24 protein-coding genes and 1 other annotated feature are annotated in these 24,935 nt (G+C 28.9%); of the genes, 16 read left to right on the plus strand and 8 right to left on the minus strand.

Annotated features, from left to right (window positions below):
• Positions 1-196: 196 nt before the first annotated feature.
• Both QK892_RS05145 and QK892_RS05150 read left to right on the plus strand, forming a co-directional pair.
• Positions 197-1,672, plus strand: coding sequence for a leucyl aminopeptidase (locus QK892_RS05145; RefSeq protein WP_317272465.1), 1,476 nt, complete (start codon positions 197-199; stop codon positions 1,670-1,672).
• 187 nt (positions 1,673-1,859) lie between these two features.
• Positions 1,860-2,264, plus strand: coding sequence for an arsenate reductase ArsC (locus tag QK892_RS05150; protein WP_317272466.1), 405 nt, complete (start codon positions 1,860-1,862; stop codon positions 2,262-2,264).
• Positions 2,265-2,297: 33 nt separating this feature from the next.
• Here the strand turns inward: QK892_RS05150 and QK892_RS05155 are convergent, their stop codons facing one another.
• Positions 2,298-3,446, minus strand: a complete 1,149-nt coding sequence (locus QK892_RS05155) for an ROK family transcriptional regulator (RefSeq protein ID WP_317272467.1) — start codon at positions 3,444-3,446, stop codon at positions 2,298-2,300.
• A gap of 176 nt (positions 3,447-3,622) precedes the next feature.
• Here QK892_RS05155 and xylA point away from each other — a divergent pair, with 176 nt between their 5' ends.
• Entirely contained in the window at positions 3,623-4,930 is a 1,308-nt protein-coding gene (gene xylA, locus QK892_RS05160; protein WP_317272468.1) for a xylose isomerase, read from the plus strand.
• A 52-nt stretch (positions 4,931-4,982) separates the two neighbouring features.
• Positions 4,983-6,437: a xylulokinase gene (gene xylB / locus QK892_RS05165; RefSeq protein WP_317272469.1), complete on the plus strand. Its 1,455-nt coding sequence runs from the start codon at positions 4,983-4,985 to the stop codon at positions 6,435-6,437.
• A 159-nt stretch (positions 6,438-6,596) separates the two neighbouring features.
• Here xylB and QK892_RS05170 read toward each other — a convergent pair whose 3' ends face one another.
• Complete coding sequence (locus tag QK892_RS05170) at positions 6,597-7,247, minus strand: hypothetical protein (RefSeq protein ID WP_317272470.1); 651 nt, start codon at positions 7,245-7,247, stop codon at positions 6,597-6,599.
• A 1-nt stretch (position 7,248) separates the two neighbouring features.
• Entirely contained in the window at positions 7,249-7,785 is a 537-nt protein-coding gene (locus QK892_RS05175) for a sigma-70 family RNA polymerase sigma factor (RefSeq protein ID WP_317272471.1), read from the minus strand.
• Positions 7,786-8,002: 217 nt separating this feature from the next.
• Here QK892_RS05175 and QK892_RS05180 point away from each other — a divergent pair, with 217 nt between their 5' ends.
• From QK892_RS05180 to hypE, 9 genes are all read left to right on the plus strand, one after another.
• Positions 8,003-8,212 carry a helix-turn-helix transcriptional regulator gene (locus QK892_RS05180; protein ID WP_317272472.1) on the plus strand — a complete coding sequence of 70 codons (210 nt, stop codon included), beginning with the start codon at positions 8,003-8,005 and terminating at the stop codon, positions 8,210-8,212.
• A complete protein-coding gene (locus QK892_RS05185) occupies positions 8,206-8,685 on the plus strand; it encodes a hypothetical protein (RefSeq protein ID WP_317272473.1) in 480 nt (159 codons plus the stop codon). The genes QK892_RS05180 and QK892_RS05185 overlap by 7 nt, the downstream gene beginning before the upstream one ends.
• An 18-nt stretch (positions 8,686-8,703) precedes the next feature.
• Entirely contained in the window at positions 8,704-8,916 is a 213-nt protein-coding gene (locus QK892_RS05190; RefSeq protein WP_317272474.1) for a hypothetical protein, read from the plus strand.
• Between the two features lie 290 nt (positions 8,917-9,206).
• Complete coding sequence (locus QK892_RS05195; protein WP_449508592.1) at positions 9,207-10,004, plus strand: hydrogenase small subunit; 798 nt, start codon at positions 9,207-9,209, stop codon at positions 10,002-10,004.
• 9 nt (positions 10,005-10,013) lie between these two features.
• On the plus strand, positions 10,014-11,405 hold the full coding sequence (locus tag QK892_RS05200; protein WP_317272475.1) for a nickel-dependent hydrogenase large subunit: 1,392 nt from the start codon (positions 10,014-10,016) through the stop codon (positions 11,403-11,405).
• Positions 11,402-14,125, plus strand: coding sequence for a carbamoyltransferase HypF (hypF, locus tag QK892_RS05205; protein WP_317272476.1), 2,724 nt, complete (start codon positions 11,402-11,404; stop codon positions 14,123-14,125). Before QK892_RS05200 ends, hypF begins: the two co-directional genes overlap by 4 nt.
• 33 nt (positions 14,126-14,158) lie before the next feature.
• Positions 14,159-14,389 carry a HypC/HybG/HupF family hydrogenase formation chaperone gene (locus QK892_RS05210; RefSeq protein ID WP_317272477.1) on the plus strand — a complete coding sequence of 77 codons (231 nt, stop codon included), beginning with the start codon at positions 14,159-14,161 and terminating at the stop codon, positions 14,387-14,389.
• On the plus strand, positions 14,382-15,446 hold the full coding sequence (hypD, locus tag QK892_RS05215; protein ID WP_317272478.1) for a hydrogenase formation protein HypD: 1,065 nt from the start codon (positions 14,382-14,384) through the stop codon (positions 15,444-15,446). Before QK892_RS05210 ends, hypD begins: the two co-directional genes overlap by 8 nt.
• Positions 15,447-15,450: 4 nt before the next feature.
• On the plus strand, positions 15,451-16,452 hold the full coding sequence (gene hypE / locus QK892_RS05220) for a hydrogenase expression/formation protein HypE (RefSeq protein WP_317272479.1): 1,002 nt from the start codon (positions 15,451-15,453) through the stop codon (positions 16,450-16,452).
• A 97-nt stretch (positions 16,453-16,549) separates the two neighbouring features.
• On the opposite strand, the gene QK892_RS05225 is transcribed toward hypE, so the two are convergent.
• Positions 16,550-17,245, minus strand: a complete 696-nt coding sequence (locus QK892_RS05225; protein ID WP_317272480.1) for a CDGSH iron-sulfur domain-containing protein — start codon at positions 17,243-17,245, stop codon at positions 16,550-16,552.
• A gap of 114 nt (positions 17,246-17,359) precedes the next feature.
• Positions 17,360-18,754: an asparagine--tRNA ligase gene (asnS, locus tag QK892_RS05230; RefSeq protein WP_317272481.1), complete on the minus strand. Its 1,395-nt coding sequence runs from the start codon at positions 18,752-18,754 to the stop codon at positions 17,360-17,362.
• 52 nt (positions 18,755-18,806) lie between these two features.
• Positions 18,807-19,072: a binding site (T-box leader), on the minus strand.
• Between the two features lie 94 nt (positions 19,073-19,166).
• On the opposite strand from asnS, the gene QK892_RS05235 reads away from it, so the two are divergent.
• Both QK892_RS05235 and QK892_RS05240 read left to right on the plus strand, forming a co-directional pair.
• On the plus strand, positions 19,167-19,325 hold the full coding sequence (locus QK892_RS05235) for a hypothetical protein (protein WP_317272482.1): 159 nt from the start codon (positions 19,167-19,169) through the stop codon (positions 19,323-19,325).
• 196 nt (positions 19,326-19,521) lie between these two features.
• Positions 19,522-19,875 carry a DUF3221 domain-containing protein gene (locus tag QK892_RS05240; protein WP_317272483.1) on the plus strand — a complete coding sequence of 118 codons (354 nt, stop codon included), beginning with the start codon at positions 19,522-19,524 and terminating at the stop codon, positions 19,873-19,875.
• Between the two features lie 304 nt (positions 19,876-20,179).
• Here the strand turns inward: QK892_RS05240 and QK892_RS05245 are convergent, their stop codons facing one another.
• On the minus strand, positions 20,180-20,878 hold the full coding sequence (locus QK892_RS05245) for a metallophosphoesterase family protein (protein ID WP_317272484.1): 699 nt from the start codon (positions 20,876-20,878) through the stop codon (positions 20,180-20,182).
• 120 nt (positions 20,879-20,998) lie between these two features.
• Here QK892_RS05245 and QK892_RS05250 point away from each other — a divergent pair, with 120 nt between their 5' ends.
• Positions 20,999-22,078 carry a M24 family metallopeptidase gene (locus QK892_RS05250; protein WP_317272485.1) on the plus strand — a complete coding sequence of 360 codons (1,080 nt, stop codon included), beginning with the start codon at positions 20,999-21,001 and terminating at the stop codon, positions 22,076-22,078.
• 139 nt (positions 22,079-22,217) lie between these two features.
• Here the strand turns inward: QK892_RS05250 and QK892_RS05255 are convergent, their stop codons facing one another.
• Positions 22,218-23,036, minus strand: coding sequence for a purine-nucleoside phosphorylase (locus QK892_RS05255; RefSeq protein WP_317272486.1), 819 nt, complete (start codon positions 23,034-23,036; stop codon positions 22,218-22,220).
• A 289-nt stretch (positions 23,037-23,325) separates the two neighbouring features.
• Positions 23,326-24,702: a UDP-N-acetylmuramate--L-alanine ligase gene (murC, locus tag QK892_RS05260; RefSeq protein WP_317272487.1), complete on the minus strand. Its 1,377-nt coding sequence runs from the start codon at positions 24,700-24,702 to the stop codon at positions 23,326-23,328.
• Positions 24,703-24,935 lie beyond the last annotated feature (233 nt).

The following is a 24,935-nucleotide window of genomic DNA, read 5'->3' on the forward strand; positions in this document are numbered from 1 at the left end:
TTTATAAATAAATGGGGGATGGGACCTGTATAAACAGGTATTGTATCTACATTAGTATTATTTACAGTAATAAGATTTCTATACATAAAAAATAATAAATTTTCAAAATTTATCATAAATAATAATTATTATTGATTGAATGCATTATCTCATAGTGGTATTATTAGTTAAAGAACATTTACGATGAGGTGATAAAATGAATATAAATTATAAAAAATTAACTTGTTCAACAGCAGATGCCTTAGTTATCTATTTACTAGAAGATAATTTACAAGTGTCAAATGAAGAGTTAAATAAAAATATAAAATTTGCAGAGGAAAAAGATTTATTTAATGGAAAGAATGGACAAGTTTATACTTTTACAAGACAACTTAATGATACTATTCAAACAGTATTTTTAGTTGGTTTAGGAAATGAGAAAGGCTTAAATTTAGAAAAAATTAAAGAAGCTACTGGAAAAGGAATTAAAAATATTAAGGCACTAGGTCTTACAAACATATTCTTAAGAGTTCCTCATACAGAGGTTATTAAGTTAGAAGAAATAATTAAGGCTATGTCAACAGCAGCTATGTTAGGTAACTATACATTTAATAAATATAAAACTGATGCTAAAGAAGAAAAGGAATTAAATGTTTCAATTTCTAGATGCGGAATAAAAGAAGCAACTAATGAAATAGAAGATGCAATTAATGAAGGTGTTGAAATAGCAAAGGGTATAATAATTGCAAGAGATTTAGTAAATGAACCATCAAATGTAATGTATCCAGAAACTTTAGCAGAAGCAGCTGTTAATATTGGTAAGGAAAGTGGATTTGAAGTAGAAGTTCATGGAGTTGAAGAAATAAAAGCTTTAAAAATGGAAGCTTTCTATAATGTTGCAAAGGGATCTTCAAAGGAACCTAAGCTTATCGTTATGAGATATTTTGGAGATAAAGATAATAGTGAAGAAGTTCTTGGACTTGTTGGTAAGGGATTAACTTATGACTCAGGTGGATATTCAATTAAGCCAAGTAATAGTATGAAGGATATGAAATCAGATATGGGTGGTGCAGCTTCAGTTATAGGAGCAATGTCTATAATTGCAAAAAGAGGACTAAAAATAAATGTAGTTGCAGTTGTAGCTTCTTGCGAGAACTTAATTTCTGGTAATGCATATAAGCCTGGTGAAGTAATTGGTTCTATGGCAGGAAAGACTATAGAAGTAGACAATACAGATGCTGAAGGAAGATTAACTTTAGTAGATGCAGTTCATTATATAATTAGTAAAGAAAATGTTAATGAAGTTATAGACTTAGCAACACTAACAGGTGCGGCTTTAGTTGCTTTAGGTGAAACTACTACAGCAGTAATAACAAATAATGATGGATTCTATAATGAATTAAAAGTAGCTTCAGAATATACTGGAGATAAGATGTGGCAATTACCTGCTTTTGATGATTATAGAAAATTAATTAAATCTGATATAGCAGACTTAAAAAATACTGGCGGAAGATTTGCTGGAACAATAACAGCTGGTCTATTTATAGAAGCTTTTGTTCAAGATAAGCCATGGTTACACTTAGATATAGCTGGAACAGCTTGGACTTCAAGTAATAGTGACTTAGGAGTTAAAGGTGGAACAGGAGCTCCAGTTCATACTTTATATGAATTAGCTAAGAGAAGAAGCAAGTAGTAGTTAATAAGTAAGAAGTAAAAGTTAAAAGTTTAAAAAGGTGCTCGGGTTTACCCGAGCTTCTTAATTTATGTAGACTTAAAAATAGATTATATATTTTTCAATTCAAGTTTATTGACAAGCTTTATATTAAAATCTATATTAAAGTAATATAGAGTAAGATAAAATTAGTGTAAGGAGAATTAAGATGAAGAAAAAAGTAGCATTTATTTGTGTCCATAATTCTTGTAGATCTCAAATGGCAGAAGCATTAGGGAAGTTATATGGAAGTGAAGTTTTTGAAAGTTACTCAGCTGGAACTGAAACTAAACCTCAAATTAATCAAGATGCAGTAAGAATAATCAAAGAATTATATAACATAGATATGAATGAAACTCAAAAATCTAAACTAATTAGTGACATACCAGAGACAGATATAGTTATAACTATGGGATGTAATGTAGTATGTCCAGTAATGCCAGCTAGTCATATAGAAGATTGGGGACTAGAAGATCCTACAGGTAAGTCTGATGAAGAATTTATTAAAGTTGCTAAAACTATAGAGGAAAAAATTAAGGATTTAGCAAATAGAATAAAAGATAAGGAAATATAAAATATATTATAATGGGTGGTGTAATTCCACCTATTATAATATATTTGAAAATTCGTTTATAAAATCATAAATACAACGTGTTATACCTCCAAATAAATTAGATTTTCCATCTAAGTTATTTGGTAAAAGAGTAACATCCTTTGAAAAAATTGAATTTATTTCATTATTAATTAAGGTTAGGTATTCAGGTATATAATCTATTAATTCACTATGTATAAATATATTATCTGGAGCGAATAAGTTAAATACATTAGTTATGCCCGTAGCCATTAACTTTATGTTATTTGAAATAATATCAATAGCCTCAATATCATTAGAATTATATAGCTTACAAAGTTCTTTTATTGTCTTAATTTTGAGGCTTGATTTTTTATTAAAGTCTTCTAGTAAAGCTGGAATAGAACAATACTGTTCAAAGCATCCATAATTACCGCAAGGACATTTTTTACCATTTGGAATAAGTACCATATGTCCTATCTCACCTGCACGACCTTCAAATCCAGTATATAGTTTTTCATTAATAATAATTCCAGCACCTATTCCTGAATGAACATTTATTACTATAGAATTTTTCAATGATTCCTTAGAATTTTCGAATTCTCCAACTGCAGCTAAATTAGACTCATTTTCTAAATGAAATGAGATATTTGGCATAATTTTAGATAATTCCTCTTTTATATTTATTTCATCTAAATCATAGTAAGGTGTGAATTTAATAGAATCGTTATATACTCTACCATGAATAGCAAGGCTAACCCCTATTAGACCATAAATATATTCTTCTGTATAATTTTCTAAAGATTTAATTATATCAGTTATAGTATCAATGACGTTATCTTTGTTAATTGATGTTTCAAAGTGATTATAAGCTAAAATATTTTTATTTAAGTCAGTAAGTAAATAACTAACATAGTCTATACCTAAATCTATTCCTAAACTTAAGCCGGCCTTCTCATTTATCTTAAGAAGAATAGGTTTTCTTCCACCGCTAGAGCTACCATTTCCAACACCTATTTCAGAAACTATATTTTTTTCTATTAATGAGCTAATAATTTCAGAAACACTAGCTTTATTAAGATTAATTAGCTTTGAAATATCTATTCTAGATATATTAGGATTATTAAAAAGTAAATTTAATATCTCAACTATGTTATCCTTTCTAATGTTAAATTTATTTTCCATTGTGTACCATCCTTATCGATTGTTTATAAATAATATAGCATAGCAATATAAAAAGTTCAAAAGCTATATTTGGATAAAAAAACGAAAAAATAGCCAATGTAAACATTGACATACTAAAAATAAGGGTGTATTATTAAGTTAGATAGGAAAACTAACTAATTAAATGAGGTGAGAATATGGGATTTTTTGATAATGTAGAAAAAATAAAATATGAAGGACCAAATACAGACAATATGTTTGCATTTCGTCATTACAATCCAGAAGAAGTAGTTTTAGGAAAGCCAATGAAAGAACATTTAAAATTTGCAGTTGCTTATTGGCATACTTTCTGTAGTGATGGTTCAGATCCATTTGGAAAAGGAACTAATCAAAGAAATTGGATAACAGATGATCCAATGCAAACAGCAAAAAATAAGGTTGATGCAAATTTTGAGTTGTTAGAAAAATTAGGAGTTGAATATTTCTGCTTCCACGATATGGATGTTGCTCCATTTGGAAATAGTTTAGAAGAATTCTTCCATAACTTAGATGTGATAACAGATTACATGAAAGAAAAGATGGACAAGACTGGTATTAAGCTTTTATGGAATACAGCAGATAGACATGCTAATCCTATATATGTTAATGGTGCTGCATCAAGTCCTAATATAGATGTTTATGCAATGTCAGCAGCTCAAGTTAAAAAGGGAATTGATATAAGTAAAAAATTAGGCGGTAAAAACTTTGTATTCTGGGGTGGAAGAGAAGGTTATGAAACTTTACTAAACACAGATATTAAATTTGAAGAAGAAAATATCGCAAGATTATATAAAATGGCAATAGCTTATTGCGAAAAGATTAATCATAAATTAACTTTCTTAATTGAACCAAAACCAAAAGAACCAATGACTCATCAATATGATTTTGATTCAGCTACAGCTTTAGCATTCCTTCAAAAATATGACTTATTAGGACACTTTAAGTTAAATATTGAAGCAAACCATGCAACTCTTGCTGGTCATACTTTTGAACATGAATTAAATGTAGCAAGAAACTACAATGCTTTAGGTTCAATTGATGCTAACCAAGGAGATGAGTTATTAGGATGGGATACAGATGAATTCCCAACTAACGTTTATAATACTACTTTAGCAATGCTAGAAGTATTAAAGAATGGTGGACTACATGATGGTGGAATAAACTTTGATTCTAAGGTTAGAAGAACTTCATTTGAGCAAGAAGATTTATTAATAGCTCATATTGCAGGAATGGACACTTATGCAAGAGGATTGAAAGCAGCAGCTAGAATAATTGAAACTGGATTCTTAGATAATGTTAAGAAAGAAAGATATTCATCTTATGATAGTGAATTAGGTAAACAATTATTAAACAATGAATTAGATCTAGAAGCTTTAACTAATCATGCATTAGCAGTTAAAGAAGTTAAGAATAAATCATCACATATTGAATTCGTAAAATCAAAATTAAATGATTTAATATACTAAAATTTAGGAGCTGTTTAACAGCTCCTATATTAAATAATTGGAGGATATTTTTATGGAATATGTTATAGGTTTGGATTTAGGAACAGGATCTATTAAAGGGATAGCTTTAAACAAGGCTGGTGAAGTAATATTAAAACATTCAGAGTCTTATCCTATATACAATAATAGGGAAGGACATTCTGAACAGGAGCCAGAAGATTGGTATAATGCTTCAGTTAAGGTTTTAGAAAAAATAACTAATGATTTAGGCGGGGATGGATTAAGAGCTATAAGTATATCAGGCCAAATGCATAGCTTAGTATTATTAGATAATGAGGATAAACCTATAAGAAGAAGTATTCTATGGAATGATACAAGAACTACTAAGCAATGTAAATATATAATGGATAACTTTGGAGAAAAAGTAATTGGAATTACAGGTAATAAGAGTCTTGAAGGATTTACATTACCAAAGGTATTATGGATAAAAGAAAATGAACCAGAAAACTGGGAAAAAACTAAAAAGTTCTGTTTACCTAAGGATTATCTAGTATTAAAATACACAGGTAATATATGTATAGATATTTCTGATGCTGCTGGAACACAAATGTTAGATATTAAAGAAAGAAAGTGGTCTGAAGAAATAGCAAATTTATTAGATTTAGATTTAGAAAAATATCCTAACATATATGATTCAACTGAATGTGTTGGAGAATTAAATGAAGAATTAATGAAAAAGTTAAATGCTAAGGGAAGCGTTAAGATTTTCCCAGCTGGATCTGATAATCCATGCTCAGCATTAGGATCAGGAATAATAAATAAAAATAGAGATTTATTAAGTATAGGAACTTCTGGTGTATATTTAAAATATGAAGAAGAGTATAAAAATTATAGTGGAAAGCTTCATATGTTTAATAATGTATTACCAAATAGCTATTACTCAATGGGGGTAACTCTTTCTGCTGGAGATTCCTTAAGCTGGTTTAAAAATACCTTTGCAAAGGATAAGGATTTTGATGAACTTTTAAGTGGAATATCAAATGTTGAAGCAGGCTCTAATGGATTATTATTTGCTCCTTATATAGTTGGAGAAAGAACTCCTTATGCAGATAGTAATATCAGAGGAACTTTTATAGGAATAGATAAAAGCCATGATTTTAATCATTTTGCAAGAGCTGTAATTGAAGGTATAACATTCTCATTAAAGGATTGCTTTAGTATTTATGAAGATGATAGTGAGAGAGAAATAATTTCAGTAGGTGGAGGAGCTAAATCTAAAGATTGGCTTCAAATTCAAGCTAACGTATTTAATAAGAAGGTAATATCTTTAAAAATAGAAGAAGGCCCATCTCTTGGAGCTGCAATTATAGCATCAGTTTCTTTAAATTGGTTTGATTCTTTTGAAGATGCTGTAAAAGTAATAGTAGAAGAAAAAGAATGTTATTATCCAAATGCAGAAGCAGTAGAAGCATATAAAGAAGCTTATTCTCGTTATAGAAGAGTATATGAAAATATAAAAAACATATAACTAAGGTGCTGGCGCACAGTGAGAATTAAAAAATGAAAGAATGAAAGAATGAAGGCAGAAACTCTTTGGAAGTTTCTGCCTTAATATATTTACATTATAAATTATCGTTTTCGATTGTTTACCACAGCTATTTTTATTAGTCTTTTTCTAATAAATAAGTTATTTAAAAATAAGTGAAAGTGGAATTATTAAAAGTAATAGATACATAAAGAAGAGAAGAAATTTTTCGAATGAAGATAACTTCCTTTTCTTATGGTCAATTATCTTAATGGATTTTTCATCTTTAAAATATTTAATTGCATCTAAAAATAGTTGCTCGGTTTTATTGCCAAAAGGTCTTGGATAAAATTCTTTGCCGTCTTTAAACTTGATACCTATTGTTTCACATTGATTCCACATATCAATTAAACTTTCTATATTTTCAATTTCATTTGAGTATCCTTCTTCTAGTAGATTATAAGTGCGGCCCATTTTATATATAAAGATTCTATAATCAGTAATGAATATTCCAAGGTATATGATAGGTTCAGCCCCCCAGGCTCCAGCCCAAACTCTATGAACATCCTTTTCAAAATAACTTTGAAGAGCGATGATTTTATATTTAATTTTCTCACCCTTAGATAATTTAGATATAACTATATTCTCTAATTCTAAAAATGCAATCTTTTTTAAGACTTTATCATTTTTTATTTTATAGAAATCTTCACCAATGGTATTTTCTTTTTCAAGTGATATATTTTCTAATTCTTTAATTTCATCATTAGAGTAGTCTATTGAGTTTAAAAGCCTTAATAAATCTTTATTTTCCATACTATTCACCTACAATCTTTTTTAATTTTTTTCTAGCTCTTGAAATTCTTGTGTAAATATAATCTTCCGTGCATTCTAATTCTAAAGCTATTTCTTTTATTGAAAAGCCTTCATAATATCTTTTAATTAATATAACTCTATCTTTTTCATCAATATTTTCTAGAAGTATATTAATCATTTCCGTATTTTCAAGTTTATCAAAGTTATCTTCTTCATTTGGAAGGATATTTGGAATGTATTCTACTGAATTATTCACTTTATAATTTTTACGTTTTATATCTAAGGCTTTGTATTTAGTAATAGATATTAACCAGTTCTTAAAGCATCCTTTTTCTTCATTGAAACAATCAATGTTAAACCAAATAGTAGTAAATACATCATTATAACATTCATCAATAAACTCTTTTTCATAGGGAGCATTTAGTATCTTAGATGAAATATAAACAACTAATTTACCGTAGCTATCCATTAATGTACAGAGACTGGTTTTATCCTTGTTTTTAATACCTTGAATCAGAGAGTAATCATTTGACTCCAAAGCAATCTCCTCCTTATTTATTCCTCTATATAATATTCGTTTAATATACCACTTTTCTGTCAATCAATTTATATATTTTACCATAATTTAGATTAATTGATTTTAATATTTTCTATTATTATAAATACAACAAAAATGTAAAATAAACTTGACACAAAAAGTAAAGCGAACTATACTATAATTGTAAAGGTAACTTTACAATTGGGGAGGTGTAAAGTTGAAGACTAGGATACAGGAATTAAGAAAAGAACGTAAGATAACACAAAATGAATTAGCAGATGCATTAGATGTAACTAGGCAAACTATAATATCTTTAGAAAGTGGAAAGTATAAGGCATCATTAGTACTTGCTCACAAGATTTCTCAATATTTTGGACTGAAAATAGAAGATGTATTTATTTTTGAGGGAGATGAAAATTTATGTTAGGTATGTTTTGTAGTAGCAACTGTAAAACTAATGAAGAATATAAGAGAGTTATAAAAGGAAGGATATTAATATTTATAGGACTAATAGTTCTTGGGGGAATAACATTATTTGTAACACTTTTAGGAGATAGATATTTAAATTTGAAGATTGATGAAAGTATGATATCAACTTACTCAGGCTTTGGAACAGGGCTAACAGTAGTAGGTGTAATACTTTTAATAAAAAACATTTCAATTTTAAATAATGAAGAGAAATTAAGACAGGTTCGCATTAGTAATACTGATGAAAGAATTAAAGAGATAAGTTTAAAGGTTTCAAAAGTTGGCTTAGGATTTATGTTAGTAACTATGTATTTAGTAGGTTTAATTGGGGGACTATGGTATCCAGTAATTACTCAAGTTTTGTTTTTCATTATATGTTTATTTCTAGTTGTATATATAATTGCCTATAAAGTTATTTCAAAAAAAATTTGATAGGAATGGAGAAGGTTTATGAGAAAATTAAATAATTATATTTGTTTTGGGTTATTAATTAATGTTTTTTGGATCATATCTAAACAACTATTTCAATTACCAGAGTTCATAAATGGATTTTGTGTAGGATTAGCAATTATATTAATACTTTTAGGAGCTTATAGAGAAAATCATGATATAAATAAGTTAAAAAACTTTAAAAGAAATATTCCTTTAAGGTTAAGACACTAATAAGTTAGTGTTATTGTGTAAATATAAAAAATAGTAATCTGGAATGTTAAAAGATTCCCTATGGAGTAGAGATAATAAGAAAGTCTACTACATAGGGAGTCTTTATTTATATTTAAGTATGTAGAAATAATAACTAATTTAGAAAATATATTTAATACTTAAATGGATTTTTGCATAAGTTATATTAAATAATTTAAGGGAGAAATATTAAGTTGAATAATAAAACAGAATGCTTTTCCAAGGAATCTAAATTAAAGATGGCAAGAACACTTCAAAAAGATGTTTCACAAATGGTTAGAAGAAAAGAAGCTAGATTAATGAATGCTATGTGGCTTGAGGTTACGGGATGTTCTGGAAATATAATATCTCTATTAAATAGTGAGAATCCAGATTTGTATAATATTTTAACTGAAATAGTGAATATAACATTTGACAATACACTTATGGGCAACGAAGGGAATTTAGCTTTTGAAAATTTTTTGGAAACACTCGATACAGAATTTATATTATTGGTAGATGGGGCAATATCAACAAAAGAAAAGGGATTTTATAATATTGTTGCAAACTATAATGGGAAACTTATTACAGCTTTGGAAGCAGTTGAACTAGCAGGTGCAAAAGCAAAGTATGTTGTAGCTGTAGGAACATGTGCTTGTCATGGTGGGATTTCAGCAGCAAAACCAAATCCTTCAGAAAGTAAAAGCGTACAAGAGGTTTTGAATCGTCAAGTCATAAAGTTGCCAGGATGTCCGTGTCATCCTGACTGGGTAGTTGGAACTCTAGCTCACTTAATCAGGTATGGAATTCCAGAGTTAGATAGTGAGGGCCGACCCCTTATTTTTTATAGCTTTACAATTCATGATACTTGTACAAGAAGAGGATTTTTTGAACAAGATATTTTTGCGCAAAAGTTTGGGGATGAAGGTTGTATGTTCAAGTTAGGATGCAAGGGACCTGTTACAAAAACAGATTGTCCAAGAAGAAAATGGAATGGATACGTTAATTGGCCTATTGGTGATAATACTAATTGCATTGGTTGTGCGAAGGTTACTTTTCCAGATGGTAATGAACCTTTTGTTAAGTATTAAGGAGGCATTATGGTAAAAAGAATTACTATAGATCCAGTTACCAGAATTAGTGGGTTCTTAGAAGTTAAGGCAGAAGTAGAAAAAGATATAATTGTAAAGGCAAATGCTAGTGGGTTACTTTTCAGAGGGTTTGAAGAAATGTTAAAAGGAAGACCAGCTTTAGATGCTATATATTTTACAGAAAGAATTTGTGGAATATGTTCAGCAGCTCATTCCATGGCATCTACTTTAGCTTTAGAAGATGCTTTAAATATACAAGGTTCTTTAAATGATAGTTATATAAGAGATATTATGCATGGTTTTGAATTTATTCAAAATCATCTAAGGCATTTTTATCTTCTCTCTATTCCGAGTTATGTAAGAATTTCAAGTGTTAAATTAGCGGGAAACAGTCAGTATAATGACTTTAGATTACCTCAGAAAATAAGTAATATAATAGAGGAACATTATATTAAAAGTATTGAACTTAGTAGATTAGCTCATGAAGGATTAGCAGTTTTAGGTGGCAAGGCACCTCATAATCATGGAATTTTTGTTGGAGGAGTTACAGTAAATATAGACTCATATAAATTAGAAAAAGTTAAAAGTATTTTAAGAAAAATTAATAATTTTGTATCAAATGAGATGGTAGAAGATGTGGAGATCATAGCTAGATATTATCCAGATTACTTTGAAAAGGGTATATCATATCCTAATTTTATGAGTTTTGGAGTATTCGATAAATATAAAGATTCTGATATTACTTATGTAAAGCCTGGAATAATAATAGATAATATTACACATATATTAGAACCCAATAAAATTACCGAACAGGTTCGTTATTCCTGGTATAAGAAAGAACAAAATATTGAAGAGGTAGATTTAGCTAAGGTAGATGCCTATACTTTTGTAAAGACACCTAGGTATGATGGATTACCTATGGAAGTTGGGCCACTTGCAAGATTAATTATTGCTGGAGAATATCCTAAAAAGCATTCATGCATGGATAGAAATATAGCAAGAGTCTTAGAGACGAAAAAGATATCAAATATATTGATAAATTTAGCAGAAAGAGTAGAAATAAAACCAAATAATCAAAAAGTTTATCAAGTCCCAGATAAAGCTTATGGAGTAGGGCTTATAGATACTACAAGAGGAGCATTAGGACATTGGATAGAAATAGAAAATCAGGTAATTAAACATTATAATATTATAACTCCAACAGTATGGAATCTTTCTCCTAAGGATGAATTAAACAATCCTGGACCTATAGAAAGAGCCTTGATTGGCTGTAAAATAAATAATATTAATGAACCAATAGAAATAGGAAGGGTTGTAAGATCATATGATCCCTGTGTGTCTTGTGCCACTCACTTAATTGGAAGTAAAGGTGATATTAAAACAATTGAGGTTTTAATATGAGTCTTAAACTTATAGCAATTGGAAATATACTTATGAAGGATGATGCTATAGGAATAAAAGTTGCAGAAGAAATAGAGGAAGAGCTTTTAAAACTAGGAGTTAGTGTTATTTATGGAGAGACAAATCTTCATAATTGCATATCAAGTGTAGAAGAAGAAGATTATATAATAATTTTAGATTCAGCCTATTATGGAAAAAGTGTAGGAGAAATAACTACTGAAGATATAGATAAATTTACTTCTAATAAGGCTGAATCTTCTCAACATATATATAGCTTTTTAGATTTATTAAATCTTTATTATCCTAATATTAAAGGAATAATTTTAGGAATTGAGGTTGAAGAGATTGATTTTGGAATTGGGTTAAGTCCTACATTGAAAAAGAATCTCAAATTAATTTCTAATAAGGTTTTAAAAATAGTAGAAAAAATAACTAATGAAATAAAAGTTCTTCACTACTTAATAAATATAGATGGAATTGTACAAGGGGTAGGCTTTAGGCCCTTTGTATATAGAAAAGCAAAGGAATATAACATATCAGGATATGTTAAGAATCTAGGAGGATCTGTAGAAATTTATTGTGAAGGTATAAAAAGTGATTTAAAAGGATTTATATTAGGTATTTTAAATGATGTGCCACCTATTTCTAAAGTTGAAAAGTTTCAATGTAAGTTTATTAGAGATAATACTATTTATAAAAGAAATTTAGATACAAATAGTTTTGTAATTAAGGAAAGTATTAATGAAAAAGTCTTTCCAAAGTTTGTATCTCCTGACATTTCAATTTGTGAAAATTGCTTAAATGACATGAAAGAAAATAAGTCTAATAGACATAAGTATGCTTTTACTAACTGTACTGATTGTGGTCCAAGGTATTCTATAATTAAGAGCCTTCCATATGATAGGCATTATACTACTATGAAAAAATTTACTATGTGTAATGAATGTAATGATGAATATAATAACCCATTAAGCAGGAGATTTCATGCAGAACCAAATTGTTGTGAGAAGTGTGGACCGAAGCTTTGGTTAACAGATAATAAGGGAGAAAAAAATATATATGAAAATCCAATTGATGAGGCTAAAAGGCTTCTTAAGGAAGGTAAGATATTAGCAATTAAAGGCATAGGTGGATTTCATTTAGTTTGTAATGGAAAAAATGAAGTAGCAATTAATATTCTTCGGAAGAAAAAACGTAGAAGTCATAAGCCCTTGGCTGTTATGGTAAGAGATATTAATCTTGTTAAGGAAATATGTGAGGTATCTTCTAAAGAAGAAATAGTATTAAAAAGTAATAAAAGACCTATTGTAATTTTAAAAAAGAAATTTCCATTTTTATTACCAGAAGCTATAGCACCAAAACAAAATTCCTTAGGGGTTATGCTTCCATATACAGGCTTACATTACTTATTGTTAGAGGAAGATTTAGATTTTTTAATTATGACTAGTGGAAATATAAGTAATATGCCAATGGAATATAAAAATCAAGATGCTTTAAATAATTTAAAGGATGTAGCAGATTATTTTTTGTTTCATGATAGAGATATTTATATAGAAGAAGATGATTCAGTAGTTAAAGTTATAGATAGTAGTGAGAAAGTTATAAGAAGAGGGAGAGGCTACTCTCCCTATATATCAAAAAGTAATAAGAAACATGAAATTATAGCCATTGGAGGTGATCAAAAGAGTTCAGTTTGTGTCTCAAAAAATGGCTATATTTATTTAAGTCAGTACTTAGGAAGCCTGGAGGATTTTAATTCCTATAATAATTTCAAATATGTAATTAATCATTTTATTGATTTATTTGATATTAATAAAAAGCTTTTAGTACATGATATGCATCCATCATATTTAAGTACAAAATATGCAAAAGAGCAAAATATAAATAAAATAGAAGTTCAGCATCATCATGCACATATGGTAAGTTGTATGGCAGAGAACTCAATTTATGAAAATGTAATTGGAGTTATTTTTGATGGAACTGGCTTTGGATTAGATGGAGCAATATGGGGTGGGGAATTTTTTATTGGTAATAGAAAGGAATTCAAAAGGGCTGGTCACTTAGAATATATAAATATTCAAGGTGGCAATAAAGCAATAGAAGAGCCTTGGAGATGTGCAGTAAGTTATTTATATTATTTAGGATATAATCCAGCAGAAATACTTAAAAATATAGAAAAAGAAAAAATTGAAGTAGTAATACAAGCTTTGCAATCAAAAGTAAACTGCTTTTTATCCTCTAGTATTGGGAGATTGTTTGATGCCGTAGCATCAATTATTGGACTTAGAAATTATATAACTTATGATGGACAAGGAGCCATAGAATTAGAAAATATAATTGATAAAAATATAAATGAAAGTTATATGTATGATATTAATGAAATTCATGGAGTATTTCAAATAAAATACAAAAAGATTATAGAAGGCATATTAATCGATATAAAGCAAAAGGAACCTATATCTAAGATATCAGCGAAGTTTCACAATTCATTAGTATATTCAACTTGTGATTTAGTTTGTATTTTAGGGAAAAAGGAAGGTATAAGGAAGGTTGTTCTTAGTGGAGGAGTCTTTGAAAATGAGTATTTATTAAAGCTATTAAATAAGAATTTAACTAAAAAAGGATTTCAGGTTTTTTACAATAAAGAAATTCCAACAAATGATGGAGGATTATCTTTTGGACAACTTAATATAGCTAGTGAGATATTAAGTGAAAATTAATTGTAATTTAAATACTGAAAGGAATGTAATAATATGTGTTTAGCAATACCAGGTGAAATCATAGAATTGAGCAAGGATACAGCAAGGGTAAGTATTATGGGGCTAGAAAGTGAGATAAATATTCAAATAATTGAAGAACCAAAGGTGGGAGATTATGTTCTAATACATGCAGGATGTGCTATTAAAAAAATTGATATAGAGTATTTTGAAGAATTAACTGAAATGCTAGAGTTACTTTCAGAAGTAGAGGGTAACTATGAATAAAAGAGATTTAATAAAAAAGTTTTTAGAAGAAATTAATAGCTCTTCAATAAATAAGTTTAATGTTATGGAAGTTTGTGGAACTCATACCCAATCTATATCTAAGTTTGGAATTAGAAATTTGGTAGAATCAAAAATAAACTTAATATCTGGACCTGGATGTCCTGTGTGCGTTACTTCTGAAGGATATATTGATGCGGCTATAGAAATTGCTAAAGAAAGTAATGTGATTTTAGCAACCTTTGGAGATATGATGAAGGTTAAAGGAAATAAGACAAGTTTAATTGATGAAAGAAGTAAGGGAAAAGATATTAGAATTCTATATTCACCTTTAGATTCAATAAACCTTGCAGAAGAAAATAAAGATAAGGAAATAGTTTTTTTAGCTGTTGGATTTGAAACTACAGCACCAATAATTGCTTTAACTATAAAAACAGCTAAGGAAAAAAAGATTAAGAATATTAGCTTTTTAATAGGCATAAAGAAAATGGAGCCTATATTAAATCATATACTAAAGGATGATAATTTAAATATACAGGGATTTATCTGTCCTGGGCATGTAGCGACAATAACAGGAGCAAATTATTTTAAGTTTATTGTAGAAGAGTATAATATTCCAGCAGTAGTAACGGGATTTAATGAACTTGATATTATTGGAGCCTTATATTTTTTAATTCAAGAGCAAGGAAAGAATAAGAAAAGCTTTAAGAACTTATATAAAGGTTGTGTTACCTTAGAAGAAAACTTGAAGGTAAATAACTTATTAAATGATGTATTTATAAATTGTGATAATGAATGGAGAGGCATTGGAGATATTAAGGCTTCAGGCTTTATGGTAAATGAAAATTATAATGATTATGATGCAGCAGGAAGATTTCAAGTAAATTTAAATAAAAAAAATACTAATAAATGTGCATGTAATGAGATTATATTAGGAAAGAAAAAACCAAGTGATTGTAAGTTTTTTGGAGCAAGTTGTACTCCAGAAAATGCAATTGGACCTTGCATGGTTTCTTCTGAAGGGGCATGTTCTATTTTTTACAAATATAATAGGAGATGAATAAATGAAGGAAGTAATAAAGCTTACTCATGGTGATGGGGGAGAACATACTAAGAAATTAATTCAGGATATATTTTATAAATATTTTAATAATGAGTTGTTAACAAAAGCACAAGATGCAACGGTGTTTGAAGGGGTAAGTGGTAAATTAGCTTTTACTACAGATTCTTTTGTAGTAAAGCCAATATTCTTTCAAGGAGGAGATATAGGAAAGCTTGCAGTTTGTGGAACAATTAATGATTTAATAGTATCAGGAGCTAAGCCACTTTACTTAAGTGCAAGTTTTATTATAGAGGAAGGTTTTGAACTAGAAAATCTTAAGAAAATAGTTAAATCAATGTCACAAACTTGCTTAGAATCAAGAGTAAATATAATAACTGGTGATACTAAGGTAGTAGAAAAGGGTGAATTAGATGGAGTATTTATTAATACAAGTGGAATAGGAAGAGTATCAGATAATTATTATCAAAAGTCAATTAAAGAAGGAGATAAAATTATAGTAACAGGGAACATAGGAGATCATGGAACCACAATTGCAGTAGAAAGATATAACATTAAGGTAAAAAGTAATATTAAAAGTGATTGTACATCATTATTTCCTTTTACAGAAATACTCAAAGATAATTATGATTCAATAAAAATAATGAGAGATCCAACTAGAGGAGGCCTAGCAACTGTATTACATGAGTTTTCCGGTACTTGTGGCCTTGGAATACATTTAAATGAGAGTGATATTCCTATTAATAATGAGGTTAGTGCTATAAATGAACTTTTAGGATTTGATCCACTATATATGGCTTGTGAGGGACGAATGGTATTAGTTGTGGAAGAAAGTCAGGCTGAAAAGGTTCTAAGTTTAATTAAATCAATACATGAAGGCAAGGATGCTAAAATCATAGGAGAATTCGTTAAAGAACAGGAAAATACTATTTATATAGAGAATTATTTTGGTGGTAAAAGAATACTACCACCTTTAGAAGGGAATATGTTACCTAGAATATGTTAAAATATGATATAAACTTATTTAAGTTTTGGTACAGGGTTAACAGTAGTAGGGGGATTAATTTAAATTCGGGGCTGTTGAAACAACCCCTTAATTTATTTTAAACTAGTTTTAAATGAGAGCCATCGCAAAATGGTGGATTTTTAGTATGATTACAAGCGCATAAATGTGTTTTTTGAGTTTTTTTAGCAGTAAAAGCTAAAGGGATAAAATTTGTTCCTACATGTGCACCATTGCAAAAAGGTGAAGATGAACTTTTACCACAAGTACACCAAAAATAAGTTTCATTTTCTTTTAAATCAACTGAAATTGGATTCATTTTTGATATTGAAGATTTGTCCATAATAACTTCTTGCTTAGATTCAGTATCCATGGAATCATATTCAAATTTTATTTTATTAGAAAGGTCTTCATCTTGTTTGGCTACATTAAATAAGTACATTAATACACTTCCTGGATAAACAACGTCAACACTTAAATAGGTACGTTCTAGTGACTTTCTAGCTAAGGATATAGTACAGTTATCATCATGACCTTTATTACATTCCATGCATATCTTACATACGCTTGCAATGCCTTTAGCAATAAGATCTTTATTATATAATTTCATATCAGTTTTAGGTATTAGTTTTTCACCATCGTTGATTATTTGAATTGTATTTGGATTTGAGGCTTTTATGGCATTTATAGAAAAGCCTATATTACACTTTGACTTAACGCAATCTTTTGTTTCATAAGACTCGCATTCTAAACAAATAAGATTCAAGTTTTCTTGTGTTTTTTCATAATTATTCATTTATATCTCTCCTTTACATTTGTATTATCGTATGAAAATTATGAAGTTTAAATTTTGAGGATTTTAAAAAATATAATAACCCTAGTAAATATATTATCTACTAGGGTTATTATATTAAAATTCAGATTGTCCTGTAGTTCTTGGGAATGGGATTACATCTCTGATATTTGCCATACCTGTAATGTACATAATAAGTCTTTCAAAGCCTAATCCAAATCCAGCATGCTTAGTTTCTCCGTATTTTCTAAGCTCTAGATACCACCAGTAGTCTTTTTCGTTAAGACCCATTTCAGCCATTCTCTTAGTTAAGACATCAATTCTTTCTTCTCTTTGGCTACCACCTATAAGTTCCCCGATTCCAGGAACTAAAAGGTCAGTTGCAGCAACTGTCTTTCCATCATCATTTAATCTCATGTAGAATGCTTTAATATCCTTTGGATAATCAGTTACAAAAACTGGTCTCTTAAAGTGTTCTTCTGTAAGATATCTTTCATGTTCTGTTTGTAAGTCAATTCCCCATTCAACTGGGTATTCAAACTTCTTATCAGCTTTCTTTAATATCTCAACTGCTTCAGTATAAGTTACCTTTCCAAAGTCAGATGAAACTACATGGTTTAATCTATCTAAGATTCCTTTATCAATAAATTGATTAAAGAATGCCATTTCCTCTGGACATTCAGCTAGAACATATTCTAAAACATATTTAAGCATATCTTCAGCTAATTCCATATCATCTTGTAAGTCAGCAAAAGCTATTTCAGGCTCTATCATCCAGAACTCTGCAGCATGTCTTGCTGTGTTTGAATTTTCTGCTCTGAAAGTAGGACCAAATGTATAAATATTTCTAAATGCTAATGCATAGCATTCACCATTTAATTGTCCTGATACTGTTAGGTTACTTTCTTTACCAAAGAAGTCTTGTTTAAAATCTATTGCTCCTTCTTCAGTCTTTGGAACATTGTTAAGATCCAGAGTTGTAACTCTAAACATTTCTCCAGCGCCTTCAGCATCACTTCCAGTTATTAATGGAGTATGAGTGTAAACAAATCCTCTTTCTTGGAAGAACTTATGAATAGCATAAGCAGCTACAGAACGTACTCTAAATACAGCTGAAAATGCATTACTTCTTGGTCTTAAGTGAGCTATAGTTCTTAAATATTCAAAAGTATGTCTTTTCTTTTGAAGCGGATAATCATTATTAGACATTCCTTCCACTATAACTTCTTTTGCTTGAATTTCAAAAGGTTGCTTAGCTTCTGGAGTAGCAACTAAAGTACCTATAACAGTTATTGATGAACTAATAGGTAATTTCGAAACTTCTTTAAAGTTTTCAATTTTGTTATCAAAAACAACTTGAACGTTCTTAAAGAAAGTACCATCATTTACTTCTATAAACCCAAAAGCATTAGATGCTCTTAATGTTCTTATCCAACCAGAAATTTTAATTTCTTTAGTTAAATATTCTTCTTCGTTTCTATAAAGAGATTTTACATAAACAACTTTACTCATTTCTTTTCCTCCTAGTTAATTTTTATAAAATAAAAAACCTTCCATCCCAAATACAAGGGACGAAAGGATAATTTCGCGGTACCACCCAAGTTGCTATTATAAATAGCCACTCTTCTAACACTAAATAATGTCATTCAAATAATAACGGTTTGAATCCGTCTAAGTCTACTTAAGTGACTTTAAGATAAACTTAAATTTTCACTTGTTCGGTTAGAAACTCAGAGATGTTCTTCACTAAAGGCTTCGTATAAGGCTTACACCATTCCTTACTCGCTAAGACTACTTCCATATAGCTACTCTTCTCGTCAAAGTAATAATACATATATAGTTTATTAAGATTTTACATCAATTTACTAACATTTGCAACGTTAAATCATAATATAATTTTAGGAAATAAATTAAGGAGATTTAAATGGATAATAAGAATTTTTTAGAGAAAAAATTTATTGAATTAAATAAGCTAAAAAGCATGTTAATAACATATCCAGAAGATTATAAAAATAGCATAATGGAAGTAATGGAGAGAGTATGTAATCAAATTGAAGCATATCTTAGAGATGGTTCAAAATAGAAATTTTAGTTTTATTAAAACTATCATATGAGAATAGGGATAGTGGATAGATATATTTTTTTAAATACAACTACTATTCCTATGAAATATAGAAATTCTATAATAATAGAATAATAATATAGAATATTGAATAAAATTTAGAGAGTTCTATGGATAATTTATAAACCATTTATTTATATTCTTCAAAAAGGAAGTGATGAAAATAAAAAATAAAAAAATATTTTGGGGAATTGTAGTAGTTACATTTCTTATGAGTAGTATATTGATATATTTGTTTAAGCCAATGACAATGAATGATATTTACGATAAGCCAAATTTTGCAGGGGAAGTGATTGATGTATCTGATAAATCAATTTTAGTTTCTGTTAACAAAGATGAAGATGAAATTAAAAGTAGTGATAAAATCAGCGTCTCTCTTGATGTTAAATTAAAAGATAGTATTACAAATTTTAAAGTTGGCGATAAAGTAAGAGTATTCTATGACGGTGTTATATTAGAATCCTATCCAGCACAAATACATACAGTTTATGCAATTTTATTAATTGATTGATTAGGTTAAAATGCAAAATATCATATTGCGGTGACTTGGAGCGAATGCGAGGTCGCAAAAATATAAAATAATCAATTTTTAAACACCGAAGTATTGAGGTGTTTATTCCTTTAGTGTATAGAAGAATACATAATATCTTTTGGCGACTTGGAGCGAATGCGACGGAGCAAAAAAGATATTATGAAAATTTTATAAATACCGAAGTATTGAGGTATTTATTCCTTCAGTATGTGAGGAGATAGATATTATATTCTGGCGACTTGGAGTTTACGACGGAGCAAGGAATATAATATCTATCTCCTTTTTACTCGATTCCACTTTCATATGATGCTATTAATTGTCCAGGGAAACGTAACATTTGAGCATCTTTAACGATTCTTTTATATTCATATTCTAATTCTCTAAACTTCACATCAATACTTTTATCTTCTTTAATTTCAATTAATGCATAGGTAGAATTTGGACGACCTATTTTAGGCTTCCCAACACTGCCTACATTTACATATGTTTTATCGCCAAATTTTTTATATGAAGGAATATGAGTATGTGCACATACCAGTACATCTTCATTTATTTCTTCCATTATTTTTTTAGTATTTTCACCATCTTCAAATAGGTATTCATTTATTTTATCTGGGCTACCATGAGCAAATCTTACTTTCACTCCATTAAAATCATAATCTAGTTTTGTGGGCAATTGTGATAAAAAGAATTTATTTGAGGCTCTAACTTCTTCAACAGTCCAAGGTAGTGAAAAAGAATTGATAGAAGTATCTCTTATAAATGTAAAACCGCCATCTACTACAGAGGCATCATAATTACCTTTTATGCAAGGAATTTCTCTTCTTTTAATTAATGCTATAACTTCGTTTGGATGAGGACCATATCCAACTAAATCTCCAAGACAAACTACTAAATCAACTTTCTGTTCATCTATATCTTCTAGCACTTTCATTAGTGAATAAATATTTCCGTGTATATCTGAAATTGCTGCTATTTTCATAATTAAGCCTCCTAAATAATTAATAATTTATTATATCACTATAAATAATTTATATAAATAGATATTATTTTGTTAATGAGGTATATTATAGTTATACTAGAAATAGAGGTGAAGAATAGTATGAAGATGAATAGAGTAAATAATGTGTTAAAAGAGATGGAAAAGCAAGGTTTAAATCAAATGATAGTATCATCGCCACCTGCTATATTCTATTTAACAGGAAAGTGGTTTTCTCCAGGAGAGAGACTGGTAGCTTTATATTTAAATACTAAAGGGAATCATAAGCTTATTGTTAATAAATTATTCCCAGTATATGAGGATTTAGGTGTAGATTTAATTTGGTACACAGATATTGAAGATCCAATACAAGTTTTATGCACAATTGTGGACAAAGAAAATGTTTTAGCTGTGGATAAAAATTGGCCTGCACATTTTTTAATTAAGCTTATGAATAATAATGGAGCAAAGGCTTTTGTTAATGGCTCTCCAATTATAGATAGATTAAGAATGATAAAAGATGCTGAAGAAATAGCATTAATGAAAAAGTCATCAGAAATAAATGATAAGGTTATGTTAGAATTATGGGATAAGTTAGAAGAAGGAAAGACTGAAAAGTATTATGCTAGTCTATTAGCAGATTTATATGAAAAGCATGATGTACATGAATTTTCATTTTCTCCAATAGTAGCAGTTAGTCCTAATGGGGCTGATCCTCATCATCATTCAGATAATACTCCTATTAAGAAGGGACATAGCATAGTTATAGATATTGGTGGAGTATATAACTCATATTGTTCTGATATGACTAGAACTATATTCTTTGGTGATGCACCAAGTGAGAGACATGCAGAAATTTATAACATAGTTAAAGAGGCAAATTTAAGTGCTATAAGAAAAGTAAAAGAGGGAGTCAAATTCTCTGAAATAGATAAAGCTGCAAGAGATTATATTGAAAATGCGGGATATGGTGAATACTTCACACATAGAACAGGGCATAGCATAGGAATAGAAGACCATGACTTCGGAGATGTTAGTTCTACAAATAACGAAGAAGTTAAAGAAGGAATGATATTCTCTATCGAACCAGGAATATATCTAAAAGACGATATTGGAGTTAGAATAGAAGACCTAGTTTTAGTAACCAAAGATGGATGCGAAGTTCTAAATTCAGTAACTAAAGACATAACAATAATCAAATAAAAATTTTGAGTTGTTAAAAATAAATTGAAAATAAAGATGTAGAATGTGAAAGATATGGTTTTTTCAAAACTCCGTAAGGAGTTTTAACCTCAATTTTACATTCTACATTTTACATTCTACATTGTGCTTCAGCACATTCCTATATTTGTTCTATTATTTTATTCATAAGCTTAGTAAATGTATCTTTTACCTTAGCTGAAGTTTCCATAACTTCTTCATGATTTAAAGGTTGATCTAATATACCAGCAGCCATATTAGTTAAGCAAGATATTCCAAGAACTTTCATTCCTGAGTGTGCAGCAACAATTACTTCAGGAACAGTTGACATACCAACAGCATCTGCACCTACAATTCTTGCCATTCTTACTTCTGCAGGAGTTTCATAAGTTGGGCCGCTAAACATCATATAAACTCCCTTTTGAATTTCTATATTTAAATTTTTAGCAATTTCTTCAGCTTTTGCTACTAATTCTGGAGTAAAAGCACTAGACATATCAGGGAATCTTGGACCAAATTCATTTAAGTTTCTACCTATTAAAGGATTATCTCCAGAGAAGTTAATTTGATCTGTTATAATCATTAGGTCACCAGCTTTGAAGTTTTCGTTTACAGCACCACAAGCGTTTGTAACTATAAGAGTTTCAACTCCCAATAACTTCATAACTCTTACTGGAAAAGTTACTTCATTAAAATGATATCCTTCATAGTAATGGAATCTACCTTGCATAGCTACTACGCATTTTCCATTTAACATACCTATAACTAATCTTCCGGCATGACCTTCTACAGTTGATATAGGGAAATGAGGAAGTTCTTCATAAGGATAAAATTCTGGATTTTCGATTGAATCAGCTAATGAGCCAAGACCAGAACCTAGTATTAATCCAACTTCAGGTTTATACTTAGATTTTTGAATTATAAAATCAGCAGCATTTTTAATCATCATTGATAAGTCCATAAAAATCACCTCTATATATAAATTTATTTTGTTAACGTATAACTAGTTTCTTGTAAATTATAAAATAATTTTTGGTAAAAAGAAACATAAAAGACCAATAATATCAATATTGTTAGTATATTAGTCAAAAGATGGCATAAGCATACATAAAAAAATACTATAAGACATCACCTTATAGTATTTTCTTTTATTAATTTTTTTATTAACTAAAAGTTTATAAAAAAGTATTATTCAGTAAATAAATTTCATAATTCCGAATGGAATGAGGAATGTAATATTTATCTCCTTTTTATTTTTCTAATATTATATTCGCTACTTTAACTACATCTCCAGCACCTATAGTTAAGACTATATCATTTTCTGAAGCCTTATTTTTCAAATAATCAGCCGCTTCATCATGACTATGGACATTAGTACATTTAATTCCCTTAGCTCTTAATGCATTACCAAGATCTTCAGAAGATACTATGCCGGTGTCTTTTTCTCTTGCTGCATAGATATCCATAAGAAGAAGCTCATCAACATCATCAAAACAAGTAGTAAATTCATTAAATAATGTTTTTGTTCTTGTATAAGTATGAGGTTGGAATACAGCATATATATTTTTATGAGGTATTAAGTCAGCAGTATCTAATGTAGCTTTTATTTCTACTGGATGATGTGCATAATCATCTATTATAGTAGCTCCGTTAAATTCACCTTTATATTCAAATCTTTTATGTGCTCCTTTGCATTCTTTTAGACCTTCTTTAATTTTATCATAAGGAACATCGAATAATAATCCTACGCAAATAGTTGATAAAGAGTTTAATATATTATGTTTTCCAGTAGTATTTAAAGTAACTTCAAATAAGTCTTTATTATCTTTACAAACAGTGAAAGTTGCACAACCCTTATTATCAAAAGAAATATTCTTAGCTCTTACATCACCTTTATCTAATCCATAGCTAATAGTGTTGCATTTAGCTTTCTTTAATATTTCATTTACATTATCATCTTCACAGTATCCAATTAAGTATCCATCTTCAGGAATTATATTAGAGAATTTTTCAAATGTCTCTTTTATATGATTTAAGTCTCTATAGTAGTCCAAGTGATCAGCATCAATATTTAATATAATTCCTATATTAGGATAGAACTTAAGAAAAGATTCCTTATATTCACAGGCTTCAGTAATAAAGTACTCACTATCTCCAATTTTAAAGTTACCATCTATAATATCTAATTCGCCACCTACTAATATTGTAGGATCAAGCTCTGCTTTTAAAGTTATATGAGAAAGCATAGATGTTGTAGTAGTTTTACCATGAGTACCTGCTACGGCTACATTATATTTATGGCCTTTCATAATTAGACCAAGGAATTCAGCTCTATCAAAAAGCTCTATGTTTTGGCTTTTAGCCTCTAGAATTTCAGGATTATCTGAAGGTATTGCAGCAGTATAAACTACCAAGTCCACATTTTTGATATTATCTTTGTTATGACCTATGTATATTTCTGCACCTTCAGCCTTTAATTTATTAGTAATTTCGGATTCTTTTGAATCAGATCCAGACACTTTATAACCCTTAGTTAATAAAAGGGCAGCAAGGCCGCTCATACTAATTCCGCCAATTCCTATAAAATGTACTTTTTTATTTATATCTTCGTTAAGATTGAATGACAAAATATCAACTCCTTTTATATTAAGAATAAATTTCTAATTAAAATCAAATAAGTTTCACTTTATAATTATATACAAATTTAAGAAAATGAACACATAAAAAAGCTATATATTGTATTTTTGGTAAAAATTTTTTAAATTTTTATAAATATATGTAACATTGAAGTGATACTGATTAAAATCTATTGATATTGAGAAAAATATAGAATAAAATATGAATATTAGATGCTTAAAAC

This window comes from Clostridium lamae, from assembly GCF_033043255.1.
Taxonomy (GTDB): Bacteria; Bacillota; Clostridia; order Clostridiales; family Clostridiaceae; genus Clostridium; species Clostridium lamae.